Source organism: Yersinia frederiksenii ATCC 33641 (assembly GCF_000754805.1).
GTDB lineage: Bacteria > Pseudomonadota > Gammaproteobacteria > Enterobacterales > Enterobacteriaceae > Yersinia > Yersinia frederiksenii.
In genome coordinates, this window is the sequence record NZ_KN150731.1 from 1,087,448 (window position 1) to 1,100,661 (window position 13,214).

A 13,214-nucleotide genomic window follows, 5' to 3' on the forward strand; every position below is an offset into this window, starting at 1 on the left:
GCCCGTCAGGTAACAAGCAGACGGGCTAGAAATAGACTTTATTTGCAGGTTGCGGGGATTACAGCAGACCGGCTTCGGTCATCAACTCAACCACTTTCTTGCTGTTCAGTTTAGACGGTTCTACTTTAGGTGCTTGCAGATCTTTCAGCGGCACCAATTGGGGGTTAGATGCTGCATCGACGCCGACGGCATATTCAAACGCATTATTGGTGCGTAAGATATCCTGGCCTGATTTGCTGGTGATCCATTTTACGAATTCCTGCGCTTCTTTCGGATGTTTACTGGAGGCTAAGACACCACCGCCAGAAATACTGACAAATGCCCCCGGATCTTGATGTTTGAAGTAATGTAGCTGGGTTTTACCGCTGTTCTCACCGGTTTTGGCCTGATCAACAAAGCGGTAATAGTGATAGATAACGCCGCCATCAATTTGGCCAGCATTCACTGCTTTCATCACGGTACTATTGCCCTTATAAGCAGTAAAGTTGGTTTTCATCGCTTTTAACCAGTCTAGCGTGGCTTTTTCGCCTTTCAGCTCCAGCATGGCGCTGACAATAGCTTGGAAGTCGGCGCCTGATGGTGACGCAGCCCAACGGCCTTTCCACTCAGGTTTTGCCAGGTCCATAATAGATTTAGGCAGCTCAGCGGCACTGATTTTTTCCGGGTTATAGACAAACACCGTGCTGCGAGCAGCAATGCCGGTCCAACGACCATGTTCTGGGCGATATTCTTTAGCCACTTGGGCCTGTGTTGCGGTATCCAGCGGGGCGAATAATTTGGCATTATCCACCAGAACCATTGCCGGGGAGTTCTCCGTCAGGAAAACGTCGGCGGGGGAAGCACTGCCTTCCTGAACTAGTTGATTACCTAATTCGCTGTCTCCACCATTACGCAGAGTCACCTTAATGCCGGTATCTTTGGTAAAACCGTCAACCCAAGATTTCACCAGATTTTCATGTTGAGCGTTATAAATCACAATGCCTTCATCACTGGATGCGGCATTGGCGGAAAACGCTAATATCATTGAGGAAGCTAATAGTGCTACAGGGCCGAGAGCAGAAAAACGTAACTTCATAAAAAGATCCTTTAGCGGGCCAGAGAGGAAAACGAAGGAGCCAAACAGTGGCGAAACAGCTCGATTCTATAGAAAGAAATAAGTAATGATAGTGAAAATCATTCGCGTTATTTGCTACTAAATGTTTCAGCTACAGCACCCTAATCCCTTACCGTTCAAGGTTGTTAATGTCCCCTTGCTGAACAATTGATTTATGCTGGGCCCAGTTTCTAATAAATAACCTATGGCAGTGCTGCATTTACCTGTTTGTGCTAATCAGACAATGCCTTAACATAGCTATCACTTTTTGCATGGTTTATGGATATTCGATGCGTTACTTGGCTGTCATTCTTCCCTTACTCACTTTGCTCTCTGCCTGTAGCAGCAAGCCGACGCCACCTGTTGCTGCTACGCCGTCAGATGGTCTGATACAAAGCGGTTTTTTACTTGAACCGCAACATGTGGGGCATTTGGAAAACGGTGATTTTGCCTATAATGCGGATACCGCCCGTTTTGTTGATAAAATGGTGCGTGAACATGGTTTTGAACCTCAGCAACTGCATGATGTATTGGCTCAAACTCAAAAGCTGGACTGGGTTATCCGTCTGATGGATAAGCAAGCCCCTAGCTCTGGCCGTCCTTCTGGTCCTAATGGGGCCTGGAACCGCTATCGCAATCAATTCATTACTCCGGATAACGTGCAAAATGGTGTAAACTTCTGGAATCAACACCAAGATGCGTTGCAACGTGCCTATGAGAAATACGGGGTTCCGCCAGAAATTATCGTTGGGATCATTGGAGTTGAAACCCGCTGGGGCAGGGTGATGGGCAAGACCCGCATCATTGATGCTTTGGCAACGCTTTCCTTTGCTTACCCGCGCCGCGCCGCATATTTTACGGGAGAGTTGGAAACCTTTCTGTTGATGGCGCGTGCTGAGGGTAAAGACCCGCTCAGCCTGCGCGGCTCCTATGCCGGTGCGATGGGCTATGGTCAATTTATGCCTTCATCTTTCAAGAGTTACGCTGTTGATTTTGATGGTAACGGGCATATTAATTTGTGGGATCCGGTGGATGCCATTGGCAGTGTGGCCAATTACTTTAAATCTCACGGCTGGACCAAAGGGGCGGCGGTAGCGATACCTGCCAATGGGCAAGCGCCTAATCTCGACAATGGCTTTAAAACCAAGTATCCAGTATCAACATTGTCTGCCGCCGGACTAAGCCCCACCAGCTCACTGGGTGAATATCAAGAAGCGAGCCTATTGCGCCTTGATGTCGGCACCGGTTATCAATATTGGTATGGTTTGCCAAACTTCTACACGATTACCCGTTATAACCACAGCACCCACTACGCCATGGCAGTTTGGCAGTTGGGAGAGGCGGTAGGCCGCGCAAGAAATTTATAGGATATTTGGCCGACTGCACTTAGCTCATTGAATCATATAAAAATGGCCACTCTGAGTGGCCATTTTTTACTGCAATTTTATTTATTACATCAGATGTGAAATATCATCTGGATTAACCGATGGTGGGGATTTTCGCCAACCACGGGTCAACCAAAGTAGATAGATAAAGCCCGCCAATAACCACAGTAAGCCCACCTCCAGCGCGCGCTGTTCAAGATGAACCCACAGCCATACCGACATCACAAACCCCATCATCGGCAATAGCCCATATTTGAACATAGCGGCGGAACCGCGACGTTTCTCATTGAAAATAAAGTGCTTAATCACACTCAAATTAACAAAGGTAAATGCGCCAAGCGCTCCAAAACTGATCATCGACACCACTAAGTTCAAGTCAAGGAACAGGGCCAGTAACGAGATAGTTGCCACGAACAAAATTGCCCGCCATGGCGTGTGGAATTTACGGTGTAGATGGAAAAATACTTTGCGTGGCAATACACCCTCACGCCCCATGGCATAGAAGATACGTGACACGCTGGTTTGCGCGGTCATTGCCGAGGCATAAACACCGGTCAAATAAGTGGCCATAAAGAAGTTATACATCCACTTGCCACCGACATGTTCAGAGATAATCAGGCTGGCGGTATCTTGGTGGGGAATTAATGACTGCCAATCGGGATAGGCCAAATGTGCGGCATAGGAGACGGCAATAAAGATGCCCCCGGCACTGATCACGGTAAACAGAATGGCGCGCGGCAGGGTGCGTTTAGCATCATGAGCCTCTTCTGCCATGGTGGCGATGGCATCAAAGCCAAGAAAGGCCAGACATAACACGGCGGCTCCAGAGAGCAAACCAGAGAAGTCGCCAGCATTCACCAATAAAGGCTTCATTAATGCCTCAGGGCTTAAATCTGCCTGGCTGAATGAGAGCGCAATAAATAAGACAATAAATACCATTTGTGCGGCGATCAGTGTGAAATTTACCGAAGTGAGCAGGCGCACGCCAAGAATATTTAACAGACTGACACTGACGATGGACGCAATAATAAAGACCGGAGCGGGGATCGCCGGAAACGCCTCATGCAAGAAAATGCCTAAAACCAAGTAATTAAGGATTGGCAGGAACAGATAATCCAAAATTTGTGCCCAACCCACCAGAAAACCGGTTTTGCCGCCAAAACTGCGTTGCACATAAGAATAGGCGGAACCTGCTAGCGGCATGGCGCTGGTCATCCGACAATAACTGAGGGCGGTAAACAAAATGGTGGCAACAGTCACCAGATAGGCAATAGGCAGGTGCCCCTGACTTAATACAGTCACCTGTCCGTAGGTGGTAAAAACGCCTAAAGGCACCATGTAGGCAAGCCCGAAAGCGACGAGCGCGGGGGTTTTAAGCACTCTGTGCAGCTGAATATTTTGTGGCATTACCCTATCATCTCCTGGTGTAAACAAGCACCGTTGCGCTGCATTTTTATGCAGCTGTAAAACATAAAGGAGCGGATTTTGACACAAGGGCTAGAGTAACGCCAATCACTTCCTACGGGTATGACATTGTTGCACCGATTTTACTGGCCCACTGATTTAACTCAGTGAGCCAGAGCCCGCTAAATTGGCGGTGATCAGCCCTGATAAACCACATTTCCACCAATCAAGGTGCATTCGACTTGAGTCTGATAAATCGTCTCTGGCGGCTGCTCAAACAGGTTATTTTTCAGAATGATGATGTCGGCAAATTTACCGGCTTCCAGAGAGCCAATAGAGTGCTCTTTGGCAATCATATACGCAGCATCAATGGTGGCGGAGCGCAATGCCTCAATCAGTGTCAGGTCTCGGTCATTGTCCAGACGAGGGCCTGCTGGATTGCCATTAAGATCCCAGGCCCGGCGGGTCATCCCCACTTGCAGGTTGTACCATTCATCCAAACGGTCAATCGGCCAGTCACTGCCATAAGCAATTCGCGCACCCGCATCAAGAAAACGCGCCGCCGGTTCCATGTGCTGGAAACGGGTTTCGCCTAGCATTTCGCGCTCTTCATCAATCAGTACGCCTGGTAGGCCACCCCATTGGAAAGAGAGCACCGCGGTTGCTCCTAGTTTGGCAAAACGGTCATATTGATGGGCGGCGACCAGCTCATTGTGCGCCAATCCCGGACGGATATCCTTGCCTGGCATTGCGATGCGCATCTGTTCTACAGCATCCAGCACCATCTCGATGGCTCCATCACCCACAGTGTGGGTATGTGGATGCAGACCCACTCGTGCACATTCCAGAATCACGGCATTGACCACCGGTGCGGTAAAGTAGAGGTCGCCATAGTGATCAGTATCTTGCCAGTCTGGTTTGTCTGGCGTGCCTCGGTTCGCACGATAAGGTTCCAGTAGTGCGGCAGTCATGGTCGGTGGCTGCAGCACCCCATCGATAAACAGTTTTAAGTGGTCGACGGCAAAACCCGGTGCAGGAGCCCATTCGTCGCTGCCCCACTGGCGAGCAAACTCAACCACTTCCTGTACCACGCGCGCGGCATCTTCTGGTCCCTGTAAACTGTCTGGCGTCACTTCTTTCGCGCCTAGCACCCGCACCGTTAACTCATTACGCTCATACAATTGGCGGAAAGCGAGCAATTGCTCGGCAAATACACGGGTATCCATCACAGTTGTAACACCCTGAGCATTCAGCACTTGCTGTACATGGGCGGCAATTTGCACATTCTTTTCCGGTGTTGCGGAGGGAATGCTGTCAAAAGCTCGCATCGCCGGGGCATCTTCCAAAATACCGGTCAGTTTACCCTGAGCATCACGGGCTATTTTGCCGTCTGGAGGCACTGGGGTATTTTCGTCGATCCCCAATAACTCCAGCGCACGACTGTTAGCCGCCAGTGTGTGGCAATCATTAGAAAATAGGGCCACCGGGCGGCGAGTATTCAGTGAGTCTAGCGCGCTACGGCTCATGTCAGCTCCGACCGGCGTCATCGCCTGACGCTGCCAGGCGCGCACTGTCAGCCAGTCATTTTCACCTTTAAAAGGATCGCCATCGAGATGCTGTTGGATAATATCCAGCGTTTGCTCAACACTGAGCGCGGCATAATTGAGGTTACAACCAATCAGCTGCTTCCCCCCCCAAAACGGGTGCATATGGCTGTCGATAAGACCGGGCATCATAAATTTGCCAGCCAGATCAATAAGACGAGTCTTTGAGGAGGCAAATTGTTGGGTAAGTTCGTCGCCACCCGTAGCGAGAATATAGCCTTGGGCAATAGCGATGGCGCTGCAAACCCGATTATTGGCATCAGCCGTGTAAATCGTACCGTTGTGGTAAATAACATCGGCGACCGTGGATTGTTGAGTCATGCTCGGTTCCCAAAGCAAAGTATCCCTAGTACAACATCAATAAATTGGCGGGGATAAAGAGTGGTCAAATTTCCATTATAGCTTTTATCTCCGGCAAAAACCGTCGACGTGAGATACAGGCTGAGGCAGGTTATATAAATTTACGTTTTATCAATACGGTTAATTTGATGGCTTGTTGAGTAACTCGGTTTCCATCATCGCGGCCAGGTGGCGCAGTATTTCGCGTTCTGAAAAGCCCAGTTCAGTAAACTGAGTGAGTCCATCCAGGCCACAGACCAGGCCAATTAAGCGCCATGCAATATCACTGGCACTAATACCTGAACGGAACTCATTATTGGCTATTCCCGAATGAATCACGGCCACCGTGGCCTGATGCCAATCTGACATGGATGTAGCATAAGCTTCTTTAATCAACTCGTCTCGCTCAGCCAAAATGGAGGTTTCATTCCACAGCCGAGTCTCCCGTTGACCGACTTCATCTTGCGGATAACCCAGTACCAGTAGCAGCCGTTCATGAGCAGGCAGGTTTTGGCTGTTCAGTGCAAAAGCCGTTAATGAGTGCTTTACTAACAGCAAAAAAGCATCCGCCCGCAGTTGTGAAACTGACGCAAAGTGATGATGAACTTGCCCGACAGCAACACCCGCTTCACTGGCGACTCGACGTACGGTCGTGGCGGTCATCCCTTCGGTTATCGCCACCCGCATCGCTGCCTGCAAAATGGTGTCATGCCGCTCTTCACGGTTCAAATAGGCCACTGCGGCTCCTTTATCTGACTCATTCCTGTTTTTGTCATTATGTGATTAATTGGACGTTAGTTCAACTTTCCGCTAATATTGCAATATTGAACAGATGTTCAACATTAATTTATGCCCAATTTGAGCGTGTTTGTATGTCTAAAAAGTGGATGATTTTCTACGTTATTATTCTGATGTATCTCCCTGTTTCTATTGATGCAACTGTACTTCATGTGGCGGCACCACGGCTGGGAATTGCTCTGTCTGCCACGGGCAGTGAATTGCTGTGGATTATCGATATTTACTCATTGGTGATGGCGTGTTTATTGCTGCCGATGGGCGCGCTGGGGGATCGCATTGGTTTTAAACGACTGGCCTTGCTGGGGTCGGTTTTGTTCGGATTAGCATCACTGGCAGCTGCATTAGCGCCTTCGGTCGCAGTGTTGATTGCGGCGCGCGCCTTTTTGGCGATTGGTGCGGCCATGATCTTGCCGGCAACATTATCTGCGGTTCGCCATATTTTTACCGATGAACGTGAACGCGCCATGGCTCTGGGGATTTGGGTTGCCATCGGCACTATGGGGGCGGCGATGGGGCCGCTGGTCGGTGGATTGCTAATGGAATACTTCTATTGGGGCTCAGTATTCCTGATTAATATCCCTATTATTATTGCCGTCGTGATTGCGACGCTGGTGGTCATCCCCAATCAACCAGTACGAACTGAACAGACGTGGAAACTGGCCCCGGCGCTGGTACTGATTACTGCCATCTTGATGCTGGTCTATGCCGCCAAAACTGGGCTGCGAGGAAGCGGAGATCCGGTGGTGACTGTGCTGACGGCTTTGGTGGGTGGCGTGATGCTATTTGCATTTGTTCGCCATCAGCTATCCACATCAGCCCCGATGATTGATTTTCGCTTGATAAGCCAGCGGGTTATCGCCGTTGGGATGGTGATGGCAATGACGGCGATGATCACGCTGGTCGGCTTTGAGTTACTCCTGACCCAAGAGTTGCAGTTTGTGTTAGGGAAAAGTCCGCTTGAAGCCGGGCTATTTTTGCTGCCATTGATGATTGCCAGTGGCGTGAGTGGGCCGCTTTCCGGTTGGCTGGTGGCTAAACTGGGCCTGCGGGTGGTAGCCAGTGCGGGGATTGCATTGAGTTCACTGAGCTTTTTCGGCTTGGCTTGGACTGATTTTGCTACTCAAGCTTATCTGGCGTGGGGATGGATGATATTACTGGGTTTCAGTATTGAAGCGTCGTTATTGGCTTCTACTGCCGCGATCATGAGCGCCGCACCACCGGAAAAAGCCGGTGCCGCCGGGGCGGTGGAGGGCATGGCCTATGAGTTGGGCGCCGGGTTGGGGGTAGCAATCTTTGGTCTGATGCTATCACGGGCCTATACTGCCTCCATTGTGTTACCCGCGGATTTACCCGCCGATTTAGCTGAAAAGGCGAGCGCTTCTATCAGTGAAACTATTCAGGTGGTTAATAGCCTGAGTGGTGACGACGCTTTGCTAACCAGTGCTAAGCTGGCTTTTTCAACTTCACACAGCTTGGTATTAGGCACCGCCAGCGTTCTATTAATCTTACTTGCCACTGTTGTTTGGTGCTCAATGCCGGGGAAAAAGGTTTCGCAATGGGGGAGTTCGGTAGGCAGTCATGCCACTGATAAGCTATCGGAACCTTAATCCCTGGTAAACTGCTGGCTTTTGCTGTCAAGCCCTTACTCTTTAGCCATTACTCTTAGTAAAGTGTGTGATATATATATTTAAGGTAATGACTTGGTTTTTGATATGTAAATGATGTCAAAACCGTATTCTAATAAAGAGTAAGGCTTTCTCTATGACAGAGCGGCAGTTTGCAGCACAACTCAATATCGACAGCTCCGTCGAGCCTGTCCGAGTCTCAGTCAAAGGGGATTGGGTGCTGGCGCATTACAGCGTGTTGGAGCCAGAAGTCACGCAACTGCGTGCCAACTTGCCCCACGCAGTGATATTTGATCTTAACCAACTCGGCGCTTTGGATACCGCTGGAGCGACCTTATTAGCCTTGCTTCTCGGTGACGAACGTATCAATAAACTGCGTGAATTGGCACCTAAACTGCCGCAAGAACGCCGAGTTTTACTGGAAACAGTTAGCCATGTATTGCCTGGATTGGAACCCGAATCATCAGAGAAACCGCCGTCATTTTGGCTGGAGCTACTGGCGAATACCGGCCGTTCTATGGACAATTTATGGCAAGATATCAAGTCATTACTGGGTTTTGTCGGTCTAACGCTTGAGGCGTTATTCGGCACTGTATTTCGCCCCTCTCGCTGGCGCGTGACCTCGCTGATTGCCAATGTTCAGCAAATTGGCCTAAATGCCGTACCCATCATTATGCTGCTGACTTTTTTGGTCGGGGCTGTCATTGCTTTCCTCGGTGCCACCGTATTAACTACCTTTGGTGCGGGTATTTTTACCGTCGACTTAGTCGTATTCTCTTTTCTGCGTGAATTTGCCGTACTGTTGACGGCTATTTTAATGGCAGGGCGCACCGCCAGTGCTTTCACTGCAGAAATTGGCCTGATGAAAGCCAATGAAGAAATTGATGCTATCCAAACCTTGGGATTAAACCCGGTTGAATTGTTAGTCTTGCCGCGGGTACTGGCGCTCTTGATTTCATTGCCAATGTTGACGTTTATTGGCATGGTTTGCGGTATTTTCGGCGGGATGGTGGTGTGCGCTTTAACACTCAATATCTCGCCGACGATGTTTTTGTCGATTATGCAAAACAGTAATGGGTTACAGCATTTTCTGGTGGGAATAAGTAAAGCCCCGATTTTTGCCTTCCTGATTGCGATTATTGGTTGTCTGGAGGGGTTTAAAGTGACCGGCAGTGCAGAATCGGTGGGGGTGCATACTACCACCAGCGTGGTGCACTCAATCTTTGTGGTGATCCTGCTTGATGCCGTTGCGGCGCTGTTTTTCATGGAAATGGGATGGTAAGCCACATGATGCAAGAACCCATTATTCAAATTCGTAATCTGGTCAACTGCTTTGGTAAACAATGTGTGCACCAAGACCTGAATCTTGATGTTCAGCGCGGCGAAATTCTGGGGGTTGTGGGCGGTTCAGGTACGGGTAAGTCAGTGTTATTACGCAGTATCGTGGGGTTACGCCGCCCAACCGATGGGCAGATCCACGTTTTTGGTCAGGACTTAATGACGTTATCGGGGCAAGCTCGTTCGATGGTGGAGCGGCGATTTGGCGTGTTGTTCCAGCGCGGCGCATTATTCAGTTCTCTGACTGTTACTGAGAACGTGGCTTTACCGTTAATCGAGAATGCGGGTTTGCCACGGGCAGAGGCCGAGCATCTGGCACAGGTTAAATTGGCGCTATCGGGGTTGCCACCAGGGGCGGGCAGTAAATATCCTGCCTCGTTGTCAGGTGGTATGGTAAAGCGTGTGGCTCTGGCGCGCGCACTGGCATTGGACCCGGATATTCTGTTTCTTGATGAACCCACTGCGGGCCTTGATCCGATTGGGGCGGCAGCCTTTGACAGTTTGATCCGCACCTTGCGTGATGCACTGAATCTGACCGTATTTTTAGTGACACACGATCTGGATACGCTCTATACCCTTTGTGACCGTGTGGCCGTGCTTTCGCAGAAAAAAGTGCTGGTGGTTGATAGCCTGGATAAGGTTGCCGCGACGGATGATGACTGGATCCAGGCGTATTTTCATGGCCCACGTGGCCGGGCCGCTTATCAGGCGGCAACGACTACTAATAGTGAAGAGAGGTTGTAAATGGAAACCCGTGCTCACCATGTTGTCATTGGTTTATTCACTCTTATTGTGGTCAGCGCCGCATTATTATTCTGCCTGTGGCTAACAGGTGCGGGTTCTGACCGGCAGTTCAGGTTTTACGATATTGTCTTCAATGAGCCCGTAAGCGGCTTGTCGCAGGGGAGTACCGTGCAATACAGTGGCATTCGAGTGGGGGAAGTCACGCAATTGCGTTTAGACCGAGATAACCCCAATAAGGTTTGGGCGCGTATTCGCGTGTCGGCATCCACACCCATCCGCGAAGACACTCAAGCTCGATTGACTGTCGCCGGAATTACCGGGACTTCAAATATTCAATTCAGTAGCAGCAGCCAATCAAGCCCGTTACTGGAAAGTCACGATGGCGAAGTGCCGGTTATTGTCGCTACCCCATCGCCGATGAGCCAGTTACTGGCTAACGGTGAGAACTTTATGAGTAATGCCAATGAAGTGCTGGTACGCCTAAATCAACTTTTGGCACCGGATAACCAGCAACGCCTGATTACCACCTTGGATAACCTCGCTTTAGTCACCCAAACTGTAGCCGATCAACGTCAGGATATTCGAACTATGTTGCAGCAACTGGCGCAGGCCAGTAAACAAGCCAACGAGACGCTGACACAAACTAATCGTCTGCTGCGCAATGCTAATGGATTAATGGACGGGCAGGGGAAACAATTAATGAATGATGCAGCGAAGACTATGGCATCACTACAAAATACCAGCACAATCCTGAGTAAATTGGTCAGTGAAAATAAAACTTCACTCAATAATGGTATGCAAGGGATGAATGAACTGGGGCCAGCGGTTGATGAGTTGCGTAGAACATTAATGACATTGCGTGCCGCTGTTTCTCGTTTGGAAGAAAACCCTGCGGCTCTGCTGCGTGGTCGTGAAAGAACACAGGAGTTTACGCCTCGATGATATCTCTTAAAGTGATGCACGCTGTAGGTCGCCAATGGCGGCTATTGACGGCTTCAATGCTGGTTATGTTGCTGTCAGCTTGTACTATTTTACCTACTGCGCCGGTAGCACAAGTCTATCTGCTGCCAGTGCCGCCAGCGACAAATACGCCGCGCACGCAGACAGTCAACTGGTCACTGCGAGTTTCGCAACCGGCGACTAATCAGTTCATTAACAGTTCGCGTATCGCTGTTCAGCCTGAAGGGCAAGAAATTGCGGTCTATAAAAACTCACGCTGGACTGACCCCGCCCCTATTTTACTGCGTAATCGCCTGATTCATGAATTCCGCACTGATGGCCGTATTTCGGCGGTCAGCAGTGACGATGATAGTCTTCAGGCGGATGTTGAGTTGAGTGGCGATTTGTCGGCGTTCCAAGGGGTATATCAGGCGGGAAACAGTGAAGTACTGATCCGCTTTGATGCCCGTTTGGTCAGGATTTCAGACCGTAGGATTATCGCTACGCGCCATTTTGAAATTCGTCAGCCGATTAAGGGCTCGCAGATGAATGAGGTGGTTGATGCTTTTGGCTTGGCTAGCAATCAGTTGGCCACTCAGGTGCTGAACTGGACACTGCAACAATCTCCTCAGTAAGTGCAGGGGGATGGCTAATCTAGAGGTAAAATGTATGAGCCAATTATTTTCCCCGGCAAAACTGGGTGAGTTAATTCTGGATAACCGAATTGTGGTGGCCCCGATGTGCCAATACTCCGCGCAATGGGGATTTCCGACGGATTGGCATATGATCCATTTGGGCAGTCTGGGGTTATCGGGTGCCAGCTTGTTGATTCTTGAAGCCACGGCGGTAGAGCCTGCAGGACGCATCAGTGATAAAGATTTGGGTATTTGGGATGATGAGCATGCACAGGCACTTCGGCCAGTCGTTGAGGCTATCCGTCGTTACTCGCCGGTAAAACTGGGCATTCAGTTAGGGCATGCCGGGCGTAAAGCCTCGTCTAATCTGCCCTGGCTGGGTGGCGATGAACTCAGCGCTGAACAAGGTGGTTGGCAAACTGTCGCACCATCAGCATTGCCTTTCGGCGAACGCCATCCGCCACAGGCGCTCTCTCTTGAGCGTATCGATGAGATCAAGTCTGCATTTGTTGCTGCGGCCAAACGTGCGGTTGAGTCGGGATTTGAGCTTATTGAAGTTCATGCCGCGCACGGCTATTTATTGCACCAATTTTTATCGCCGTTAGCAAATCAGCGTGACGATAATTATGGCGGCTCACTCGAAAATCGCCTGCGGCTGGTGCTTGAAATATTCAGTGAAATACGGGCGGCCATTGATAAAAAGATAGCCGTCGGGGTGCGAATTTCTGCCACTGATTGGGTCAATGGGGGTTGGGATACTGAACAGTCTATTGTGCTGGCAAAACAGTTGGAGATTTTGGGATGCGATTATATTCATGTCTCCAGTGGTGGATTATCGCCAGAGCAACAAATCCCGGTCAGCCCGAATTATCAGGTGCCACTGGCACAGAAAGTGCGAGAGGCGGTTAAAACTCCGGTGATGGCGGTTGGGTTAATTACGGAGCCAGAACAGGCAGAAGCCATCATTGCGACGGGGCAGGCGGATTTTATTGCGCTGGCTCGCGGTATTCTCTATGACCCACGGTGGCCATGGCATGCAGCGGCTAAATTAGGTGCCACTATTAAAGTTGCTCCTCAATATTTACGCTGTGAGCCGCATAATCTACGTGGGTTATTTAAATAACCGGCTAGGTTACATCTGTGGCCGCTTTTATATTCAGGCGAGATAGCTCAGGCATTCTCGCCTTTTTAATTCCGCTGTAACCTGCGAAAGCTGTTTTCTCATTAAGAGAGACTCAAACGAATCTTCTGCTTAATGTTTTTGCTCGTCTATATTGCTTTTCCTCCATGGTTCATCCCTCCGGGCATCG

The 13,214-nt window shown here is 49.9% G+C and carries 11 protein-coding genes; 7 read left to right on the top strand and 4 right to left on the bottom strand.

Annotated elements, in window-relative coordinates; genetic code table 11:
- Window positions 1-58: 58 nt before the first annotated feature.
- A complete protein-coding gene (locus tag DJ58_RS16775) occupies window positions 59-1,075 on the bottom strand; it encodes an iron ABC transporter substrate-binding protein (RefSeq protein WP_004711321.1) in 1,017 nt (338 codons plus the stop codon).
- 308 nt (window positions 1,076-1,383) lie between these two features.
- On the opposite strand from DJ58_RS16775, the gene mltB reads away from it, so the two are divergent.
- On the top strand, window positions 1,384-2,460 hold the full coding sequence (gene mltB, locus DJ58_RS16770; protein ID WP_004711320.1) for a lytic murein transglycosylase B: 1,077 nt from the start codon (window positions 1,384-1,386) through the stop codon (window positions 2,458-2,460).
- An 84-nt stretch (window positions 2,461-2,544) separates the two neighbouring features.
- On the opposite strand, the gene DJ58_RS16765 is transcribed toward mltB, so the two are convergent.
- The 3 genes from DJ58_RS16765 to DJ58_RS16755 all read right to left on the bottom strand — a co-directional run bounded on the left by DJ58_RS16765 (window position 2,545) and on the right by DJ58_RS16755 (window position 6,563).
- A complete protein-coding gene (locus DJ58_RS16765) occupies window positions 2,545-3,885 on the bottom strand; it encodes an APC family permease (protein ID WP_032911641.1) in 1,341 nt (446 codons plus the stop codon).
- A 194-nt stretch (window positions 3,886-4,079) separates the two neighbouring features.
- Window positions 4,080-5,807 carry an amidohydrolase gene (locus tag DJ58_RS16760; protein WP_004711316.1) on the bottom strand — a complete coding sequence of 576 codons (1,728 nt, stop codon included), beginning with the start codon at window positions 5,805-5,807 and terminating at the stop codon, window positions 4,080-4,082.
- A gap of 159 nt (window positions 5,808-5,966) precedes the next feature.
- Window positions 5,967-6,563 (bottom strand): TetR family transcriptional regulator, encoded by a 597-nt coding sequence (locus tag DJ58_RS16755; protein ID WP_004711315.1) that lies wholly within the window; start codon window positions 6,561-6,563, stop codon window positions 5,967-5,969.
- A gap of 134 nt (window positions 6,564-6,697) precedes the next feature.
- On the opposite strand from DJ58_RS16755, the gene DJ58_RS16750 reads away from it, so the two are divergent.
- The 6 genes from DJ58_RS16750 (at window position 6,698) to DJ58_RS16725 (ending at window position 13,027) form a co-directional block, all read left to right on the top strand.
- A complete protein-coding gene (locus DJ58_RS16750) occupies window positions 6,698-8,230 on the top strand; it encodes an MFS transporter (RefSeq protein WP_080725783.1) in 1,533 nt (510 codons plus the stop codon).
- A gap of 154 nt (window positions 8,231-8,384) precedes the next feature.
- Window positions 8,385-9,530 carry an MlaE family ABC transporter permease gene (locus DJ58_RS16745; RefSeq protein ID WP_004711310.1) on the top strand — a complete coding sequence of 382 codons (1,146 nt, stop codon included), beginning with the start codon at window positions 8,385-8,387 and terminating at the stop codon, window positions 9,528-9,530.
- Window positions 9,524-10,330, top strand: a complete 807-nt coding sequence (locus DJ58_RS16740) for an ABC transporter ATP-binding protein (RefSeq protein ID WP_032911640.1) — start codon at window positions 9,524-9,526, stop codon at window positions 10,328-10,330. The genes DJ58_RS16745 and DJ58_RS16740 overlap by 7 nt, the downstream gene beginning before the upstream one ends.
- The gene (locus DJ58_RS16735) at window positions 10,331-11,272 is read left to right on the top strand and encodes an MlaD family protein (RefSeq protein ID WP_004711306.1); all 942 of its coding nucleotides are present in this window, start codon (window positions 10,331-10,333) and stop codon (window positions 11,270-11,272) included.
- The gene (locus tag DJ58_RS16730) at window positions 11,269-11,904 is read left to right on the top strand and encodes an ABC-type transport auxiliary lipoprotein family protein (RefSeq protein ID WP_032911639.1); all 636 of its coding nucleotides are present in this window, start codon (window positions 11,269-11,271) and stop codon (window positions 11,902-11,904) included. Before DJ58_RS16735 ends, DJ58_RS16730 begins: the two co-directional genes overlap by 4 nt.
- Before the next feature lie 34 nt (window positions 11,905-11,938).
- Window positions 11,939-13,027 (top strand): NADH:flavin oxidoreductase/NADH oxidase, encoded by a 1,089-nt coding sequence (locus DJ58_RS16725; protein ID WP_004711303.1) that lies wholly within the window; start codon window positions 11,939-11,941, stop codon window positions 13,025-13,027.
- Window positions 13,028-13,214: the final 187 nt, after the last annotated feature.

Coding starts and splice junctions, on each gene's coding strand:
- DJ58_RS16775 (WP_004711321.1), bottom strand. CDS start 1,075: ATGAAGTTACGTTTTTCTGCTCTCGGCCCTGTAGCACTATTAGCTTCC.
- mltB (WP_004711320.1), top strand. CDS start 1,384: ATGCGTTACTTGGCTGTCATTCTTCCCTTACTCACTTTGCTCTCTGCC.
- DJ58_RS16765 (WP_032911641.1), bottom strand. CDS start 3,885: ATGCCACAAAATATTCAGCTGCACAGAGTGCTTAAAACCCCCGCGCTC.
- DJ58_RS16760 (WP_004711316.1), bottom strand. CDS start 5,807: ATGACTCAACAATCCACGGTCGCCGATGTTATTTACCACAACGGTACG.
- DJ58_RS16750 (WP_080725783.1), top strand. CDS start 6,698: ATGTCTAAAAAGTGGATGATTTTCTACGTTATTATTCTGATGTATCTC.
- DJ58_RS16745 (WP_004711310.1), top strand. CDS start 8,385: ATGACAGAGCGGCAGTTTGCAGCACAACTCAATATCGACAGCTCCGTC.
- DJ58_RS16740 (WP_032911640.1), top strand. CDS start 9,524: ATGGTAAGCCACATGATGCAAGAACCCATTATTCAAATTCGTAATCTG.
- DJ58_RS16735 (WP_004711306.1), top strand. CDS start 10,331: ATGGAAACCCGTGCTCACCATGTTGTCATTGGTTTATTCACTCTTATT.
- DJ58_RS16730 (WP_032911639.1), top strand. CDS start 11,269: ATGATATCTCTTAAAGTGATGCACGCTGTAGGTCGCCAATGGCGGCTA.
- DJ58_RS16725 (WP_004711303.1), top strand. CDS start 11,939: ATGAGCCAATTATTTTCCCCGGCAAAACTGGGTGAGTTAATTCTGGAT.